Genomic DNA, 17,306 nt, shown 5'->3' with positions numbered 1-17,306 from the left:
GTTATTCCCGATTTTCCAATCAGATCAAACTCAGAGGAGTTGTGTATTCATATGGCATTGAAAGCCGGTATCGTAGGCCTGCCGAACGTCGGCAAGTCCACGTTGTTCAACGCAATCACGCAGGCGGGCGCCGAGTCCGCCAACTACCCGTTCTGCACGATCGATCCGAACGTGGGCATCGTCGAAGTGCCGGACGAGCGTCTCGACAAGCTGACGGAAATGGTCGAGCCGAAGAAAACCGTGCCGACGGCATTCGAGTTCGTCGATATCGCCGGCCTCGTGCGCGGCGCGAGCAAAGGCGAAGGCCTGGGCAACAAATTCCTGGCGCATATCCGCGAAGTCGACGCGATCGTGCACGTGGTCCGCTGCTTCGTCGACGAGAACATCACGCACGTCGACGGCAAAATCGATCCGGTCAGCGACATCCAGACGATCAATCTGGAGCTGATTCTCGCCGACATCGAGAGCGTGGACAAGCGAATCGAGCGCTCCAAAAAGAACATGAAGGGCGGCAACAAGCAGTACGCCCAGGAGATCGAAGTGCTGGAGAAGGTCAAAGAAGCGCTGTACAACGACCAGCCGGCGCGCAGCATCGACCTGACGGACGACGAGCTGCAGCTGATCCGCGAACTGCATCTGCTCACGCTGAAGCCGGTTCTTTATGCGGCGAACGTCGCGGAAGACGAGATCGCCGACGTGGCGAACAACGCTTACGTGCAAAAAGTCCGGGAATTCGCGGCTGCCGAAAACGCGGAAGTCGTGCCGATCAGCGCGAAAGTGGAAGAAGAAATTTCCGAGCTGGAAGGCGAAGACAAGCAGATGTTCCTCGAAGAGCTTGGCATCCAGGAATCCGGGCTGAACCTGCTGATCAAGGCGGCGTACAAGCTGCTCGGCCTGTATACGTACTTCACGGCCGGCGTGCAGGAAGTGCGCGCGTGGACGATCCGCAAAGGCACGAAGGCTCCGGGCGCCGCGGGCGTCATCCACTCCGACTTCGAACGCGGCTTCATCCGCGCCGAAGTGGTGGGCTACGAGGATCTCGTGAACGCAGGCTCCATGAACGGCGCCAAAGAGCGCGGCCAGCTGCGTCTCGAAGGCAAAGAGTATATCGTGCAGGACGGCGACGTCATGCACTTCCGTTTCAACGTATAATCGGGCAGCTCCCGCTCGGCTTGGGCCGAAAAAGGCAAAGCCGCTTTCCCCTCGGGGAAAAGCGGCTTTTTTGCTGCGGAAAAAGACGCCGGAAGGCGCGTGCCGGTTACTCCGACGGGCGGCGGTTGTATCCGCGTTCCCCGTACGGTTTCAGCTTGCCGAGCCACTTCGTCTCCAGTTCGCCGAGCTGCTCGCGGGTCGTGACATAAGGATTTTCGGACGGCTCGAGCACCTCGAGCACTTCGAATTCGAACGCGTCTTCGCCGTACTCCTTCCAATCGCGCTGGAGCTCCTTGTTCTGGAAGCTGCCGGCGTTCAGTTCGAAGCGCCGCCCGTCCATCGACTTCAGATTCGGCAGCGAAGCGACGAACGAGCGTCCGCTTTCCTTGTGCCGGATCCGGTAAATGCCGGCTTCCTGCTTCATCTCCTTGTACATGGCCTGCAGTTCTTTTCGGCGGTTCATCGGGAGTTCCTCCTCTTCGGTTTCCGTGCGCGCCGGAGCATCGGTTTTGTTTTTCGGTTCGGTTTGCAGCGCCCGGCGCGCTTTTTGCTTGTCGGCCGGTCTATCGCTGCCCGGTGCGGAAACGACCGAAGAGGCGAGCGGCCTGCCTCCCTGTGTCGTCCAGTAGACGCTGCCGTCCGGTTCGCGGTCCAGAAATCCGTATTCGATCAGGAAGCGGCGCAAAATGGCGTAATCGGCGTAAATCGGTTCGAGCGCCGCGTTGATTTCTTTCTCCGTATACAGCCGCTCGTCGTCGAGCCGGGCCGCGATGTGCCGGAGCACGGCGAGCCGCTGCTTTTCCTTGAGATCGAAAGTGCGGAGCGGGCCGTCCGGGCCGTTCGGAAACGCGCCGCCCAAAATCTCCCGTTCTTCTTCGTCCGTCAGGTTATAGCGGTCGTCGATCATGCGGGCCCGGGGATGCGGCGCGATGAAGGCCGGTTCCCGGCTGCCGCCTCCCTCTTTAAGCAGTTCCATAAGCGCGAGGAAAATGCGAGCCTGCCGTTCTTTCTCCTTCAGCACGAAGCGATGGTTGCGGATCGTCGAAGCGCTGCCGATGCCCAGCTCGTTCTTGATCTCGTCGTCGCTGCGTCCCTCGTAAAACAGCCGCAGCAGCGCATTTTGATGATCGGTCAGCCCGGTCGATTTTTTATCGAGACCGATCAGCGCCCGGAACGAAGAACCGTGCTCCGTCTCGATATGCCGCCGCATATATTTCTCCGCTTCGTAGAAGACGCCGTTTTCCGCATAGATCAGACCTTGTTCCGCGGATCTGCCGCAGAACAGGCAGACGAGCGTCTCGCCGGTGCGGGTGTATCCTTTTTTGAGATCTTCCAAGGGGGCGTTCCATAACGTGTCGGGAGACTGCATGAAGACACTTCCTCTCTTTGTTTGTTTAATTATAGACGAATTAAATATTTATTTGTTTATATATAAACACTAATTGTTCGTGTTTGTCAAATGACAGACGAAAATGCTTGATGTTTGGATATTCGGAAAACCGAAAAAGCCGCTCCGTCGCAAGCGACGAAAGCGGCTCTTCGTTTTGCTGTACACCAAACTCACTTTTCGAACGAAATCAATACCTCGACCGAAACGTCGCCCGCCAGCAGTTCAAGGCTCAGCACCTGCTTGGAGCTCATTTTGACGGAGATGTTCTCTCCGGAGAGCAGGGTCGGGGTAGAAATATCGATATTGATCCCGGTGCTGGCGAATCCGGTTGCCGCCGTAGCGGTCAGCATGTTGGATAACTCGGATAACGCGCTTCTGGCCATATCGTCAAGCTGTTCGACCGGCATGCCCATCATCATGGTCGAAGCGATTTTTTTGGCATTTTCCGTGTCGATTCGATAAACGACGTTCCCTTTCAGCGTGCCGACGATCCCGACCAGAATAATGACGCCGGAACAGGTGAGCTCCTGTCCTTTGACGCCGAGTCCGCCTTTGCGAACGTCGGCGAATCCCAACTGCGGCATCACGTTCATGAACGAATCGATAAACGGGTTAACGTGAGCTACGTCCATTTGTCCTCACCTCTTTTGAAACCGACATTCAGCAGCACTTCGCCGTAGCTTGTGTCCGCGGTCGCGCTCATAGTCTTAAACGTTGCTTGCGAAATCAGCATGCGGTCGCCGTGCATAATCGACGGAGGAGCGAGCCGCAGACCGAACGCTTTGTTTTTTCTATTCAAAATCGAGCATGCGTTGCCGGCCACGATATTGGTGTACTCGGCCAAGGCGGCGGTGATCTCCGCCGTGCTGGAAGGTTCTTTCTTCATCATCGCGGCTACCAGTGCTTGCGCCGTTTCTTTGCTGAGATCGATCATCAGTCTGCCGGAGAATTTGCCGATGATTCCGACGATCACGGCGATTCCGCGGGACTCGAAATCTTCGTGCAGTTCGGATTCGCTTTTGTAGGTGAGGAGGGTCTTCGTCATACGGTTCAGCCCGTCCTTAAGCGATTCCTTGAATACTTCGAAATATTCGTTTTCCAAATCTTTGAACAGTTCGTCGTATGCGGTGACCCGCTGGATCGCGGCGATCAGTTCGTCGGCATCCACCGGTTTCTGAATATAGCCGGATACGTGATTTTCTTTGGCTTCTTTGAGAATTTCTTCGTCCATCATCGAACTGATCACGATGACTTTGACGTTCGGATCGATCGCATGGACGGCACGCGTGCATTCCAGTCCGTCCGTTCCGGGCAGGGTCATATCCATCGTAACCAGGTCGGGCCGCGAGGCCGCGACGACTTGCTTGACTTCCTCCAACGTTCCGGCATCTCCTACGACTTCAAATCCGTTTTCTTCGAGAATGTTGCGAATGACCGCTATCGAAAAGGGTGAATCATCCACGATTACGACTCTTGCAGCTGCCATATGACCCCTTCCTTTCTCCTGTTGTCCAATTTGCTTAAGATGAATGAGTTTACGCCGGGAGTTCGGCATTCGGTCGTCGAAAGAAACCGTGCTGGGCCGGGACTGGCGTATTATTCTATAATATCGACAGAACGGGCGCGGATGTTGAGTAAAAAATGAAGAGACTGCGGGGGAAGTTTCGATAGGCAATCCTGCAGCACTGTGCTATAATTAAGAGTCGTCGCACACTGATGCGAACGGCTCTTTTTCTACCTTTTTTTATTCCTCATTAAACGTGAAAACGGAGGCATGAACAGCATGTTCATCGGCGTGCACTTATAGCGGTTATGAAGCAGCTGCCGGCCTATAAGCGATAACTCGAATTCGAAGTCCCCATCTCATATAAAAATCTAATATAAAGAGGTGACCAACCTTGTTGGATAAATTGCAAGCCCTGGTTGACCGTTACGAAAAATTGAGCGAACTGCTCTGCGATCCGGACGTGGCGAGCGACTCGAAAAAGCTGCGCGACTACTCCAAGGAGCAGTCGGATCTGCAGCCGACCTTCGAAGCCTATACGGAATACAAGCGGGTTGTCGAAGATCTTGACGCCGCCAAGGAAATGCAGGGCGAGAAGCTCGACGACGAAATGCGCGAAATGGTCAAAATGGAAATCGAAGAGCTGACCGCGCGCAAAGCCGAGCTGGAGGAAGAAATCCGCATCCTGCTGCTGCCGAAGGACCCGAACGACGACAAGAACGTCATCGTCGAAATTCGCGGCGCGGCCGGCGGCGACGAAGCGGCGCTGTTCGCGGCCGATCTGTACCGCATGTACAGCCGTTACGCCGACGCGCAGGGCTGGAAGGTCGAATTGATGGACGTGAACGAAAGCGACCTGGGCGGGTTCAAGGAAGTGATCTTCATGATCAACGGCCGCGGCGCGTACAGCAAAATGAAATACGAGAGCGGCGCGCACCGCGTGCAGCGGATCCCGGCGACGGAATCGGGCGGCCGCATTCATACGTCGACTTCGACGGTAGCGGTGCTGCCGGAAGCCGAAGAAGTCGATATCGTCATCAGCGACAAAGATATCCGCGTCGATACGTTCTGCTCCAGCGGAGCCGGCGGACAGTCCGTCAACACGACCAAATCGGCCGTTCGCGTGACGCACGTTCCGACCGGAATCGTGGCGACCTGCCAAGACGGCAAATCACAGAACTCGAACAAGGAAAAAGCGCTTCAGGTGCTTCGTTCCCGGATCTATGACGTCATGCGTCAGGAAGAGGAAGCGAAGTATGCCGGCGAACGCAAAAGCAAAGTCGGTACGGGCGACCGCAGCGAACGCATCCGTACCTACAACTTCCCGCAAAGCCGCGTCACCGACCACCGCATCGGCCTGACGATGCACAAGCTCGATCAGATCATGAACGGCGACATTCAGGAGATCGTGTCCGCGCTCACGATCGCCGAACAGGCCGAACTGATCGAAAAGGGAGTCTGATCGGTTGAATACCGATCCGTTGAATAAAGTACGTTCGGGCCGGGGCGGCTTTCAATTGCGCGATGGCTTGACGCTCCGGGAAGCCTTTGCGGAGGCTTCTTCTTTTTTGCGGGAGAAGGGCGTGGACGAAGCGGACGAAAATACCCGGCTTCTGCTGAAAGAAATTCTCGGCATGTCCGGAGCGCAGTACGTGATGGCGCTGCGCGACCCGTTCCCGGAGACGTTCCGGGAGCGCTGGGAGAACGCGATCACCCGCAAGGGCGACGGAGAACCGGCGCAGTACATTTTGGGAGACCAGGAGTTTTACGGTTTCTCGTTCGAAGTGACGCCCGACGTACTGATTCCCCGGCCGGAGACGGAACTGCTCGTCGAAGCGGTGCTGACGCGGGCGAAGACGCTGTGGCCGGAAGGCCCGGCTTCCGTACTCGACGTGGGGACGGGCAGCGGCGCCATCGCCGTCAGCCTTAAGCTGCTGCGGCCCGAGCTTAGGGTGGCGGCAAGCGATATCTCGCCGGGCGCGCTCGGCGTCGCGCGGCGCAATGCCGAGCGGCTGGGCGCGGACGTGCATTTCCGCGAAGGCAGCCTGCTCGAGCCGTTCGAAGGAGAGGCGTTCGATATCCTGGTATCGAATCCGCCTTATATTCCGGCGGCCGACATCGAGGAGCTGCAGCCGGAAGTACGCGATTTCGAGCCGCGAGGCGCGCTGGACGGCGGTCCTGACGGACTGTGGCCGTACCGCGAGATGATGAAGCAGCTCGATCTGCTGGAGCGCGATCCGAAGTTGATCGCGTTCGAGCTCGGCATGGGCCAGGCGGAAGAGGTGGCCGATATGCTGCGTTCGCGCGGCAGCTGGCGCACCGTCGAGACCGTGTTCGATCTGGCGGGCATCGGCCGGCACGTGATCGGGATCGCCTGAACGTAGAAGCTGCGGGACGAGTGCGCCGAAGGTTCGTTTATTGCGGACGGACCCCTGCGGAGGACGTTCGTACGGGATGCCGCGCATAGGCGGGGGCGACGGCGGCTTGCCGCTGCGCTTCCCGCCTTTTGCCGCAGCTGCAGGGAAGGAAAGGGCGCCCGTCGTCAACATGACAGGGCACGCATTATCGCCTACAATAAGAGAAGGCCGGTCGCATCGGCGAAGAAGACATAAACAGACAGAGAAAAGCTTGGCGGGCCGCGCGGCGGTCCGCCGGGCTGGCGCATGCGCCGGATAAGGCGCTGCCGGAGGGAATATTTGGCCTTAAGGCTTTTCGGAGGAAACGTACCGCATGCTGATGAAATGGAAACACACCGACTGGACCTTGATTATCGTGCTGCTGCTTATGATGGGGATCTGCATTCCCGTCGTGCACAGCGCCGTCGCGAACAGCGACAAGTTCAGAGGACTGGACGCGCAGATGATTATTTACTACATTCTCGGCTTCGGCGTTATTTTCTTCATGACGCTGGTCGACTACCGGGTGTACACGAAGTATTTCTGGATTGTATACGGGGGCGGGATGCTGCTGCTTCTGCTTACGCTGACGCCGCTCGGGCAGACTCAGAACGGCGCGCAGGGTTGGCTGAAGCTCGGACCGATCAGCATGCAGCCGGCGGAAATGTTCAAGCTGGCGCTCGTCATCGCGATCTCGGCGCTGTTGGCCCGGCGCAACAAAGATAGGCTGGGCTTCATCGCCGACGTGATCCCGATCGGGATCGTCGCTTTTATCCCGTTCGCCGTCGTCATGGTGCAGAACGACCTGGGGAACGCGCTCAGCTATGTGCTCATCCTGCTCGGACTGCTGTGGATCGGCAACTTGAAGTTCCTTCACGCGCTGATCATTTTCGTGCTGGGGGCGGGACTGCTGTTCGGCGGGATCAAAGCTTACGTCACTTATCACGATGAGGTCTCCGATTTTATGGCGAACACGCTGCACCGCGCGCACTGGCTGGACCGGATCGATCCGTGGCTGATGCCCGACGAGGCAAGCCGCGACGCTTCGTGGCAGACCAAGAACGGCAAGTTCGCGATCGCGGGCGGAGGCATGATGGGGCAGGGCTACATGAAGGGCGAAATGGTGCAAAATCCGACAGGTTCGCTCGTGCCTTATACGTATTCGGATTCCATCATCGTCGTCATCGGCGAAGAATTCGGGTTCGTGGGCATTTCTTTCCTGCTGGTGCTGTACTTCATCATGATCCACCGAATGATCGTCATCGCGCTGGAGTGCAAGGACAGGGTAGGCTCGTATATCATCATCGGGATCGTGGCCATGTTCATGTATCAGATTTTCGAAAATATCGGCATGTTCATCGGCCTGATGCCGCTGACGGGGATCACGCTCCCGTTCATCAGCTATGGCGGCACGTCGCTGCTCATCAACATGGCGAGCATCGGGGTCGTGATGAGCATCCGGGCCTGCACGCGGGAAGATGTCGTGAAGGACGAATTCGCGGACGTCAAAGGGGTCAAGACGGACGACGGAGGCATTCAGGCGATTCGCGGAGCTCTGTCGAGAGTAGGCGGGCGTTCGAAGAAGGCGTAAAACCGCCGAACGAAAAAGCATGAGCGGCCTGTTGGAAGGTACAAGAATAAACGGATATTAAGGGATTGCAAAGAAAGCGTACGACGGCTGGACGAGACATTCGTTTGACAATCAACCGACACGCGGCGGACCGATCGGCGCGGCGTGTTGCCGGGGGAGGCTGCGCGATGCTGGGCAAGATCAAAAATATCGACTGGACGATCGTAATCATTTTGCTGATGATGGCGGGGGTATGCATTCCCGTCGTTCACAGCGCGGTATCGGGCGGAAGCAATGCCAAAATGGCGGGTTCGGATAAGCTGATGGCGATTTATTACGTGCTGGGTTTTATCGTTTTCTTCATCGTGTCGTTTATCAATTACAAGCTGTTCGTCAAATACGCGCTCTATTTGTATATTTTCGGAATCGGCGTGCTGATGCTGGTTTGGAGTCCGCTGAGCAGCAACGGCATTAACGGGGCCAACGGATGGATCAGCGTTTTGGGAGTAAGCATTCAGCCCGCCGAGGTATTCAAGCTGGTTCTGATCATCGGAATCGGGGCGTTTCTGGTGCGCAAGCAGAAGGAGAAGCTGCGCTTTTGGAAAGACGTCGTTCCGGTGGGGCTTGTCGCGATGATTCCTTTTCTGCTCGTCATCATTCAAAACGATTTGGGGAACGCGCTTTGTTATGCGATCATCTTGGCGGCGCTGCTGTGGATCGGCAACTTGAAGTATACGCATGCGCTGATTTTCATTATCTTGGCGGGCGGCCTGCTGTACGGCGGCGTGACCGCTTACCGCGCGTACCATCCGCAGATCGTGTCGTTCGTGGGCGAACATATGAGCGAACAAAAGCACTATTTGAAGCGTCTCGATCCTATTCTTATGCCTGGTGTAAACGACAAGTCGGCTTATCACCAGACGCGAGCGCTCGAAGCGGTGGCCAGCGGAGGCATGCTCGGCAAAGGCTATATGAACGGGGACCTCTCGCAAAAAGTGCCGTATACGTACGCTGACTCGATCATTACCGTCATCGGCGAGGAGTTCGGGTTTGTCGGCATGGCCGTTCTGATGCTGCTCTACTTTATCTTGATTCACCGCATGATCGTGATCGCGCTGGAATGCCGCGATCGCGCGGGACCTTTTATTATCGTGGGCGTCGTCGCCATGTTCTTGTATCAAATCTTCGAAAATATCGGGATGAATATCGGCATCATGCCGATTACCGGCATTACGCTTCCGTTTATCAGCTACGGCGGTACTTCGCTGTTGATCAACATGGCCAGCATGGGCGTCGTGATGAGCATCCATGTGTATAACCAGGAATTCATAAAGACGGAAGACATGCTGCGGACCGACCATCTGGACGAGGCGGACAAGGGAGCGCAGCGCAAAATGCGCGGACTGAAGCTGCCTACGTTGGGATTCGGCCGGACGAAGGCGAAGATTTCGCGGGGCGAAGGCAGGTAAAGCCTGGCGCTAAGCCCCGAAGGGGAACGGAAAGAGGGGAAACATGGACTCGAAGCATAAGAAGTCCCGGCATACGACGGTGTGGACCGTAAGCGACCAGGGTTTCACGGGGAACAATTTAGCGGGCGAATCGTCCGGAGAAGCGGGCCGGGCCGGTCTTCGTGAAGCCGCCGACCTGCTCGCGGCGGGCAAACTGGTCGCGTTCCCGACGGAGACCGTATACGGTCTCGGCGCCGACGCCCGCAGTACGGAAGCCGTCGAAGGCGTATTCGCCGCCAAAGGACGCCCGTCCGACAATCCGCTGATCGTGCATATCGCCGACCGGGCGGAGCTGGAGAAGTTCGTGCTGGACGTCTCGGACGCGGACAGGAAGCTGATGGACGCGTTCTGGCCGGGACCGCTGACGCTGGTCCTGCCGGTGATTCCCGGCGCGCTGTCGCCGAGAGTGACGGCGGGCCTCGATACCGTGGCGGTCCGGATGCCGGATCACGGCATCGCTCTGGCGCTGATCCGCGCGTCGGGCTGCCCGCTCGCGGCGCCGAGCGCGAATCGCTCGGGCCGCCCGAGCCCGACCCTCGCGAGCCATGTGCGCGAGGACCTGGACGGCCGCATCGACGGCATCGTCGATGGAGGACCGGCCGGCGTGGGCGTGGAGTCCACCGTCGTGCGGACGAATGCCGCGGGCGGGGCGACCGTGCTGCGGCCGGGCGGCATCTCGGCCGAGGAGATCGGCCGGGTGCTCGGCGCGCCGGTGCGCGCCGTGTCCGCGGATCACTCCGCGGACATCGACCCCGCGGCGGCGTCCGAGGGGTCTTCTTCCGGCGCGCAAGGCGGAGAGGGCGCCGGGGGGCAGGAGACGGAGGGCGGCGAAGCGATGCGCGGAGCGTCCTCCGCGGACGAGGCGCCGCGTTCGCCGGGCATGAAGTATACGCATTACGCGCCGAGCGGACGGCTCGAAGTGGTGCTCGGCGCGGAGGAGCCGGCCGCGGAAACGATCCGCGGTCTGCTCGCGGCCGCGAGGGAGCGCGGAGAGAAGACCGGAGTGCTCGCGTTCGACGAGCATCTGGAAAGCTACCGCGATCTGGCGGACATCGCGCTGCCGCTGGGCAGCCGGCGGGATCTGCGGGAAGCGGCAGCGCGGCTGTACGCCGCGCTGCGCCGTTTCGACGAAGAAGGCGCGACTTACATGGTCGCCGAAGGCTGCGGAGACGAAGGCATCGGTTCGGCCGTCATGAACCGGATGGGCAAGGCGGCCGGCGGCCGGATTCATCGCGTCTGAATGACATCTTATCCATTCCGAAGCAAGGAGGCGGTTCGCTTGAAACACATTTTATTCGTATGCACGGGAAACACCTGCCGAAGCCCTATGGCCGAAGCTTTGCTGCGGCAGATGGCGCGTCGGCGCGGCATACAGCTGGATGTGCGTTCGGCCGGCGTCGCGGCGTCGCGGGGCGTACCGATCTCCCGCCATGCGGAGGCGGTGCTGCGCGATCACGACATCGGCGACCGCCTGACCAGTTCGCCGCTGGAAAGGGAATCGGTCGAATGGGCCGATCTGATTCTGACGCTGACCGGGGCGCATAAGAGCCACGTGCTGCGATGCTTCCCGGAAGCGCTGGGACGGACGCATACTTTAAAGGAATATGTGGAGGACGATCCCGACGTGCTGGCGGACCTGGAGGAACTGGACGGTCTGCTGGCGTCGGCCGAGCTGTCGCGCGCGCTCGGCGAGTCGGTCGACGCTTCGGTAAGCCGTCGGATGATCGAACTGCGGCAGCGCGTTCCGATTTTCGATATTTCCGATCCTTTCGGAGGTTCGCGTGATGACTACGAAGCGACGGCCGCGGAAATTCGCGCGGCTCTCGACCGTCTGCTCGACAAGCTGGAACGCGGCGAGTGACAGTCGATCGTATTCGCGCAAGGAAGACCGAGCTTCGCCCTTTGGGCGAAGCTTTTTTTTGAACGGCGGACAATTCCGAACGTAAGTGAAACGATTCCCATTGTTTGTCCGTCTTTTATCCAAAATGGAGTTGATTTTTAGCCTTTGCTGCCTTATGATGAAGGTGAAAATGCAGACCCGGTGTAACTGGCGACAAATGTGGGTTCAACCACGATGGAGCACCGGGGTTATCGGCCGGTCGCCTGGGCAAAGAGCAGCTTCGCGTTTTGCGCGTGGTCGCTCTTTTTGTTTTTGTTGAAGCTTTCGCAAGTTCGGCCGCAGCGTTCCCGGCGTTTGCCGCCGTCCCGCTTTTCTTTATGCCGCTTCGGCGTTATGATCGTTAGTGGAACGCCGGTAATCCGGCGAATGGCATTCAGCGAAGGAGTGACGGAGATGGAACAGGAACGCGAAGATTCGATCCGTCGTCAGGCGGCGCTGGCGGTACGGGAACTGGCGGAGACGGCCGGGCTTAAGCCCGGCCGGGTACTGGTCGTCGGCACCAGTACGAGCGAGGTGGCGGGCAGGCATATCGGAACGTCCGGCGCGCTCGAAGTCGCGCAGGAACTGCTCGCCGGCATCCGCGAAGCGCAGGAAGAATTCGGCTTCGACGTCGCGTATCAATGCTGCGAGCATTTGAACCGCGCGCTGGTGATGGAACGTTCGGTGCTGGAGCGGCTGGGACTGCGCGAAGTCTCGGCCGTTCCGGTGCCTAAAGCCGGCGGCTCGATGGCTTCCGCCGCGTATCGGAGCATGGAGGAGCCGGCGCTGGCCGAAACGATCGAGGCTCATGCGGGGCTCGACATCGGCGAGACGCTGATCGGCATGCATCTGCGCCGCGTGGCCGTCCCGCTGCGGCTGTCCGTGCGCCGGATCGGCGAAGCGCGGGTGAACGCGGCGCTCACCCGTCCGCCGCTGATCGGCGGGGAGCGGGCGGTGTACCGTCTGCCGGAAGAAGCCGATTCGACGTTTTGCGATTAGGCATGGGCGTCGGGCCTCTCCGCAAGCGCGGAAGGCTCCGACGTTTTTGAATCGATGATGCACAGACGAAAATTTTCGAACTCAGGGAGGAATACGTAAACATGGAGCATTTGAGAAAAAGCGACCCGGCCGTACTGAAAGCGATGGGACTGGAACTTACCCGTCAAAAGGCCAACATCGAACTGATCGCCTCCGAGAATATCGTCAGCGAAGCCGTCATGGAAGCGATGGGTTCGGTGCTGACCAATAAATATGCCGAAGGTTATCCGGGCAAGCGCTACTACGGCGGCTGCGAGCACGTCGACGTCGTCGAAGACCTGGCGCGCGACCGCGCGAAGGAGCTGTTCGGCGCGGAACACGCCAACGTGCAGCCGCATTCCGGCGCGCAGGCCAACCTGGGCGTGTACCTGGCGGCGCTCAAAGCGGGCGATACCGTCCTGGGCATGAACCTGGCGCACGGCGGTCACCTGACGCACGGCAGCCCGGTCAACGCTTCGGGCATTCTGTACAACTTCGTGGCGTACGGCGTGCGCGAAGACAACTTCCGCATCGACTACGACGAAGTGCGCAAAGCGGCGTTCAAGCATCGTCCTCGCATGCTCGTTGCCGGCGCCAGCGCATACCCGCGCACGATCGACTTCGAAGCGCTGGCTTCGATCGCAAACGACGTCGGCGCGCTGTTCATGGTCGACATGGCGCACATCGCGGGCCTCGTGGCAGCAGGCGTGCACCCGTCGCCGGTTCCGCACGCGCATTTCGTGACGACGACGACGCACAAGACGCTGCGCGGACCGCGCGGCGGCATGATCCTCTGCAAAAAGCCTTGGGCGCAGGCGATCGACAAAGCGATGTTCCCGGGCATCCAGGGCGGACCGCTCATGCACGTGATCGCGTCGAAAGCCGTCGCGTTCGGCGAAGCGCTCGACCCGTCGTTCAAGGTATACGCGCAGAACGTCGTCGCTAACGCCAAAGTGCTGGCCGACACGCTGATCGGCGAAGGCATCGACATCGTCTCCGGCGGCACCGATAACCACCTGATGCTGATCGACACGCGCGGCGTGGGCATCACGGGCAAGGATGCCGAGCACGTGCTCGACTCCGTCGGCATCACGGTCAACAAAAACGCCATTCCGTTCGACACGACAAGCCCGTTCATCACGAGCGGCATCCGCATCGGTACGCCTGCCGCGACTTCGCGCGGGATGGATCAAGACGCGATGAAGTCGATCGGACAGATTATCGCTTCCGTCCTGAAAGCGCCGAAGGATGAGGCCGTCCTCTCCAAAGCGCGCGCGAACGTGAAGGAACTGACCGACCGCTTCCCTCTGTACCCGGATATGCAGTATTAATCGTCGGGCCGCTTTTCGGCACGGTCGTCAAAACCCTCGGTTCTTTCGAACCGGGGGTTTTTGCGTCGGCAAAAAGGGGGAAACCTCTGCGAGCGGCGGACGGGCATACCCGGGAAGCGGAGGGAAAACCCGTCTGTACGGCCGTTTCTTTTTAGAAGAGAAGAGATCATTCGTTGGAGAAAAATGGTAATTTAAGGAAGAGTGACAGAGAGCAGCCGAAACAGGGTATATAAACAGTACGTTTTGCGTTTGCAATCGCTTTAACCGCGGACGCGCAAGCAAGCCTGTGGCTCACGTACCCGTTTTTGACCGCATCGGCCGTCGTTACTTTCATCCCGGTCCGTACATACAGCGAAGTCCGATGCCTTCGAATGGAACGACAAGTCCGTTTGCGCGTCCCATGCCGGGAACCGATGCCCTATCGCGCGTATAAGCGATTCCCGGATTGCAGCCGGATGGCGCCGTCCTTCTGCATCCCCGTTTCGGTTTCCGCCGAGAGGTTCCCGGAGGCTCCACAACAGACCCTACAGAGGAGAGGATTCGGATTGAGCCGTAAAAAAATTTCGCAGTGGACACAGCAGCTCGTTTTCGTAGGTCCGACCACGATCTTCTTCGTTCTGATTGTCCTGATTCCGTTTCTGCTCGGGATCTATTACTCCATGACAAACTGGAACGGAGTGTCTCGCAGCCTGGAGTTCGTCGGCCTGCGCAACTACGCCCATATCTTCACGTCCGATCCGGATTTCCGGAACGCTTTCTGGTTTACGGTGCGCTTCACGGTCGTCGCCGTGGTGCTGACGAACCTGCTCGGCTTCTTCCTCGCTTATTTCCTGATGAAGCCGCTCAAGAGCAAAAACGTGCTGCGGACCGTCTTCTTCATGCCGAACATGATCGGAGGCCTGCTGCTCGGCTTCATCTGGCAGTTCATCTTCGTGCGCGGATTTGCCGCGATCGGCGAAGCGACGGGCTTGTCGTTCTTCAATCTGCCGTGGCTCGGCAACGAGCCGACCGCGTTCTGGGGCATCGTCATCGTGTTCGTTTGGCAGTACGCCGGTTATCTGATGGTCATCTACATCGCCTCGCTCGGCAACGTCTCCAAAGACGTGCTGGAATCGGCGCAGATCGACGGGGCCAGCCGCAGCCAGACGCTCTGGAAGATCATCGTGCCGCTCGTCATGCCGGCCGTGACCGTCTGCCTGTTCCTCGCCATCTCCTGGTCTTTCAAAATGTTCGACCTGAACCTGGCGCTGACGAACGGCGGACCGTTCAACGCGACCCGCTCCGTGGCGCTCGACATCTACCGCGAAGCGTTCACGAACAGCCGTCTCGGCCTCGGCACCGCGAAAGCGGTCATCTTCTTCGTGATCGTCGCCATCATTACGGCCCTTCAGGTCCGCGCTACCAAGAGCAGGGAGGTTGAAGCTTAATGGAACAAGATTCGAGATACCGCGTCAAGACGTTAATCGTCGAAATTTTGTTGATTTTGATAGGCCTGCTGTTCCTCGTGCCGTTCTACTTCCTGCTGGCGAACTCGGTAAAGACGTTCGGGGAGATTTTGTCCGACGCCGCCGCCCTGCCGAGTTCGATCCAGTGGGCGAACTATAAAGCCGGCTGGGAAGCGATCGATTTCCCTTCCGCGCTGCGCAACTCGCTGATCGTCACGGTATTCAGCAACCTGCTGCTCGTGCTGTTCAGCTCCATGACGGCTTACCAGATGGTACGCCACGATTCGGTGTTCAACCGCGTGCTGTTCGGCTTGTTCGTCGCGGCGATGGTCATTCCGTTCCAATCGATCATGCTGCCGTTGATGGACGTGACGAGCCGGGCGGGATTCAGCGACAGCCTGTGGGGGCTCATACTCTGCTATCTGGGCTTCGGCGCGCCGCTGTCGGTGTTCCTTTTCCACGGCAGCATGAAGTCCATTCCGCTCGAAATCGAGCAGGCGGCGCGGGTGGACGGTTCAGGCACGTACGGCGTCTTTTTCCGGATCGTCTATCCGATGATGCGCCCGATGTACGTGACGATCATTATCCTGAACACGCTCTGGATCTGGAACGATTACCTGCTGCCTTCCCTCATCCTGACGAGCGAGAATCTGCAGACCATTCCGATCGCGACGTTCATGCTGTTCGGTCAGTACACGAAGCAGTGGGACCTGGCGCTTCCGGCGCTCGTGCTGGGCATCGCTCCGGTGATCATCTTCTTCCTGGCCATGCAAAAATACATCGTGTCGGGCATCGCGGCCGGCGCCGTGAAAGGGTAAAGGGGGAGATCAGATGTTCAAGAAGACATTCATGCTGCTGCCCGCCCTGCTTCTGACCGCCGCGGCCGTCCTGTCCGGCTGCAGCCAGGGAAGCGATTCCGGCGGTTCGGGGCAAAAAGTGATCAATATTTATCAGGGCAAAGTCGAAATTTCCGATCAGCTCAACGAAATGAAGCAGGTATACGAGGCGTCGCATCCCGGCGTCACGCTGAACATTCAATCCGTAGGCGGCGGCACCGATTACGCGGCTTCGCTGAAATCCCGTTTTTCGGCCGGCGCCCAGCCTGACATTTTCACGATAGGCGGCTTCCAGGAACGGGATCTGTGGCTCGAATATCTCGAAGACCTGTCCGATCAGCCGTGGGTGAAGAACATGGAACAGGTCGCCAAAGACCCGATGAGCGAAGACGGCAAACTGTACGGTTTTCCGCTGAACTATGAAGGCTACGGCTTCCTGTACAACAAGGACATCTTCAAGGAAGCGGGCGTGACCGAGATTCCGAAGACGCTGTCCGAATTGGAAGAAGCGGCGAAAAAAATCAAGGAAGCCGGCCATACGCCGTTCGTCAACGCTTATGCCGAATGGTGGGTACTCGGCAACCATAACGTCAACGTGCCTTTTGCCAGACAGGACGATCCGGAAGCGTTCCTGCAGTCGCTCGACGACGGAACCGCCGACATCGCGAGCAACGAAATCTTCGACGGATGGCTCGATCTGCTCGACCTGACGCTGAAGTACGGCAACGCCAATCCGCTGACGACCGACTACAATACGCAGATGTCCACGTTCGCGAACGGCGAGGCGGCCATGACCCAGCAGGGCAACTGGGTGCAGCCGACGCTCGACGGGATCAATCCGGATCTGAACGTGGGCATGATGCCGATGCCGATCAGCGACGATCCCGAAGCGAACGACAAGGTGTTCGTCGGCGTGCCGACCTACTGGGTCATCAATAAGGATTCGCCGGTCAAGGAAGAGGCGAAGGAGCTGCTGGACTGGATGGCGACCTCGCCGGAAGGTCAGGAATTCCTGACGACCAAGTTCCAGTTCATCCCGGCGTTCAACAATATTCAGGGCGATCCGGAAGGCATCGGGGCGCTCGGCGCCGACCTGACGAAATATATCGAAGAGGGCAAGGTGCTCAATTGGTACTTCCAGCAGCTGCCGATCGGCACGCCGCAGGACTATGCCAACCAGATGCAGTCGTATATCGCGGGACGGGATACGCGGGAACAGCTGCTTAACAATCTGCAGGAATCGTACGACAACCTCAAGGTGCGCTAAGCGTTTCAAGA

General features: G+C 58.8%; 15 protein-coding genes and 1 riboswitch. Of the genes, 12 read left to right on the top strand and 3 right to left on the bottom strand.

Features of this window, described 5'->3' with window-relative positions:
• Positions 1–51: 51 nt before the first annotated feature.
• A complete protein-coding gene (gene ychF, locus GYN08_RS12715; RefSeq protein ID WP_166274753.1) occupies positions 52–1,152 on the top strand; it encodes a redox-regulated ATPase YchF in 1,101 nt (366 codons plus the stop codon).
• A 106-nt stretch (positions 1,153–1,258) separates the two neighbouring features.
• On the opposite strand, the gene GYN08_RS12710 is transcribed toward ychF, so the two are convergent.
• From GYN08_RS12710 to GYN08_RS12700, 3 genes are all read right to left on the bottom strand, one after another.
• Positions 1,259–2,521: a DUF2087 domain-containing protein gene (locus tag GYN08_RS12710; protein WP_166274751.1), complete on the bottom strand. Its 1,263-nt coding sequence runs from the start codon at positions 2,519–2,521 to the stop codon at positions 1,259–1,261.
• 191 nt (positions 2,522–2,712) lie between these two features.
• Complete coding sequence (locus GYN08_RS12705) at positions 2,713–3,174, bottom strand: chemotaxis protein CheX (protein ID WP_166274749.1); 462 nt, start codon at positions 3,172–3,174, stop codon at positions 2,713–2,715.
• The gene (locus tag GYN08_RS12700) at positions 3,165–4,028 is read right to left on the bottom strand and encodes a response regulator (protein ID WP_166274747.1); all 864 of its coding nucleotides are present in this window, start codon (positions 4,026–4,028) and stop codon (positions 3,165–3,167) included. The genes GYN08_RS12705 and GYN08_RS12700 overlap by 10 nt, the downstream gene beginning before the upstream one ends.
• 412 nt (positions 4,029–4,440) lie before the next feature.
• Between GYN08_RS12700 and prfA the strand changes: the two genes are divergently transcribed.
• From prfA to GYN08_RS12645, 11 genes are all read left to right on the top strand, one after another.
• Positions 4,441–5,508, top strand: coding sequence for a peptide chain release factor 1 (gene prfA / locus GYN08_RS12695; protein ID WP_166274745.1), 1,068 nt, complete (start codon positions 4,441–4,443; stop codon positions 5,506–5,508).
• 19 nt (positions 5,509–5,527) lie between these two features.
• Positions 5,528–6,424, top strand: a complete 897-nt coding sequence (gene prmC / locus GYN08_RS12690) for a peptide chain release factor N(5)-glutamine methyltransferase (protein WP_166275575.1) — start codon at positions 5,528–5,530, stop codon at positions 6,422–6,424.
• Positions 6,425–6,776: 352 nt separating this feature from the next.
• Complete coding sequence (locus GYN08_RS12685; RefSeq protein WP_166274743.1) at positions 6,777–8,033, top strand: FtsW/RodA/SpoVE family cell cycle protein; 1,257 nt, start codon at positions 6,777–6,779, stop codon at positions 8,031–8,033.
• A 167-nt stretch (positions 8,034–8,200) separates the two neighbouring features.
• Complete coding sequence (locus GYN08_RS12680) at positions 8,201–9,481, top strand: FtsW/RodA/SpoVE family cell cycle protein (RefSeq protein ID WP_166274741.1); 1,281 nt, start codon at positions 8,201–8,203, stop codon at positions 9,479–9,481.
• A 43-nt stretch (positions 9,482–9,524) separates the two neighbouring features.
• Entirely contained in the window at positions 9,525–10,760 is a 1,236-nt protein-coding gene (locus tag GYN08_RS12675; protein WP_166274739.1) for an L-threonylcarbamoyladenylate synthase, read from the top strand.
• A 39-nt stretch (positions 10,761–10,799) separates the two neighbouring features.
• The gene (locus GYN08_RS12670; protein ID WP_166274737.1) at positions 10,800–11,381 is read left to right on the top strand and encodes a low molecular weight protein arginine phosphatase; all 582 of its coding nucleotides are present in this window, start codon (positions 10,800–10,802) and stop codon (positions 11,379–11,381) included.
• Between the two features lie 172 nt (positions 11,382–11,553).
• Positions 11,554–11,636, top strand: a riboswitch (ZMP/ZTP riboswitch).
• Positions 11,637–11,813: 177 nt separating this feature from the next.
• Positions 11,814–12,398 carry a TIGR01440 family protein gene (locus GYN08_RS12665; RefSeq protein WP_166274735.1) on the top strand — a complete coding sequence of 195 codons (585 nt, stop codon included), beginning with the start codon at positions 11,814–11,816 and terminating at the stop codon, positions 12,396–12,398.
• A 101-nt stretch (positions 12,399–12,499) separates the two neighbouring features.
• Positions 12,500–13,747, top strand: coding sequence for a serine hydroxymethyltransferase (locus tag GYN08_RS12660; protein WP_166274733.1), 1,248 nt, complete (start codon positions 12,500–12,502; stop codon positions 13,745–13,747).
• 545 nt (positions 13,748–14,292) lie between these two features.
• On the top strand, positions 14,293–15,174 hold the full coding sequence (locus GYN08_RS12655) for a carbohydrate ABC transporter permease (RefSeq protein ID WP_166274731.1): 882 nt from the start codon (positions 14,293–14,295) through the stop codon (positions 15,172–15,174).
• Positions 15,174–16,010: a carbohydrate ABC transporter permease gene (locus GYN08_RS12650; RefSeq protein WP_166274729.1), complete on the top strand. Its 837-nt coding sequence runs from the start codon at positions 15,174–15,176 to the stop codon at positions 16,008–16,010. The genes GYN08_RS12655 and GYN08_RS12650 overlap by 1 nt, the downstream gene beginning before the upstream one ends.
• A 13-nt stretch (positions 16,011–16,023) precedes the next feature.
• Positions 16,024–17,295: an ABC transporter substrate-binding protein gene (locus GYN08_RS12645; RefSeq protein WP_166274727.1), complete on the top strand. Its 1,272-nt coding sequence runs from the start codon at positions 16,024–16,026 to the stop codon at positions 17,293–17,295.
• Positions 17,296–17,306 lie beyond the last annotated feature (11 nt).

This window comes from Saccharibacillus alkalitolerans, from assembly GCF_011090185.1.
Lineage (GTDB): Bacteria > Bacillota > Bacilli > Paenibacillales > Paenibacillaceae > Saccharibacillus > Saccharibacillus alkalitolerans.
This window is presented reverse-complemented; position numbering and strand designations above follow the sequence as displayed.

Bases quoted from the DNA above. Each gene is read 5' to 3' on its own strand.
- ychF (WP_166274753.1), top strand. From the start codon at position 52: ATGGCATTGAAAGCCGGTATCGTAGGCCTGCCGAACGTCGGCAAGTCC.
- GYN08_RS12710 (WP_166274751.1), bottom strand. From the start codon at position 2,521: ATGCAGTCTCCCGACACGTTATGGAACGCCCCCTTGGAAGATCTCAAA.
- GYN08_RS12705 (WP_166274749.1), bottom strand. From the start codon at position 3,174: ATGGACGTAGCTCACGTTAACCCGTTTATCGATTCGTTCATGAACGTG.
- GYN08_RS12700 (WP_166274747.1), bottom strand. From the start codon at position 4,028: ATGGCAGCTGCAAGAGTCGTAATCGTGGATGATTCACCCTTTTCGATA.
- GYN08_RS12685 (WP_166274743.1), top strand. From the start codon at position 6,777: ATGCTGATGAAATGGAAACACACCGACTGGACCTTGATTATCGTGCTG.
- GYN08_RS12680 (WP_166274741.1), top strand. From the start codon at position 8,201: ATGCTGGGCAAGATCAAAAATATCGACTGGACGATCGTAATCATTTTG.
- GYN08_RS12675 (WP_166274739.1), top strand. From the start codon at position 9,525: ATGGACTCGAAGCATAAGAAGTCCCGGCATACGACGGTGTGGACCGTA.
- GYN08_RS12665 (WP_166274735.1), top strand. From the start codon at position 11,814: ATGGAACAGGAACGCGAAGATTCGATCCGTCGTCAGGCGGCGCTGGCG.
- GYN08_RS12660 (WP_166274733.1), top strand. From the start codon at position 12,500: ATGGAGCATTTGAGAAAAAGCGACCCGGCCGTACTGAAAGCGATGGGA.
- GYN08_RS12650 (WP_166274729.1), top strand. From the start codon at position 15,174: ATGGAACAAGATTCGAGATACCGCGTCAAGACGTTAATCGTCGAAATT.
- GYN08_RS12645 (WP_166274727.1), top strand. From the start codon at position 16,024: ATGTTCAAGAAGACATTCATGCTGCTGCCCGCCCTGCTTCTGACCGCC.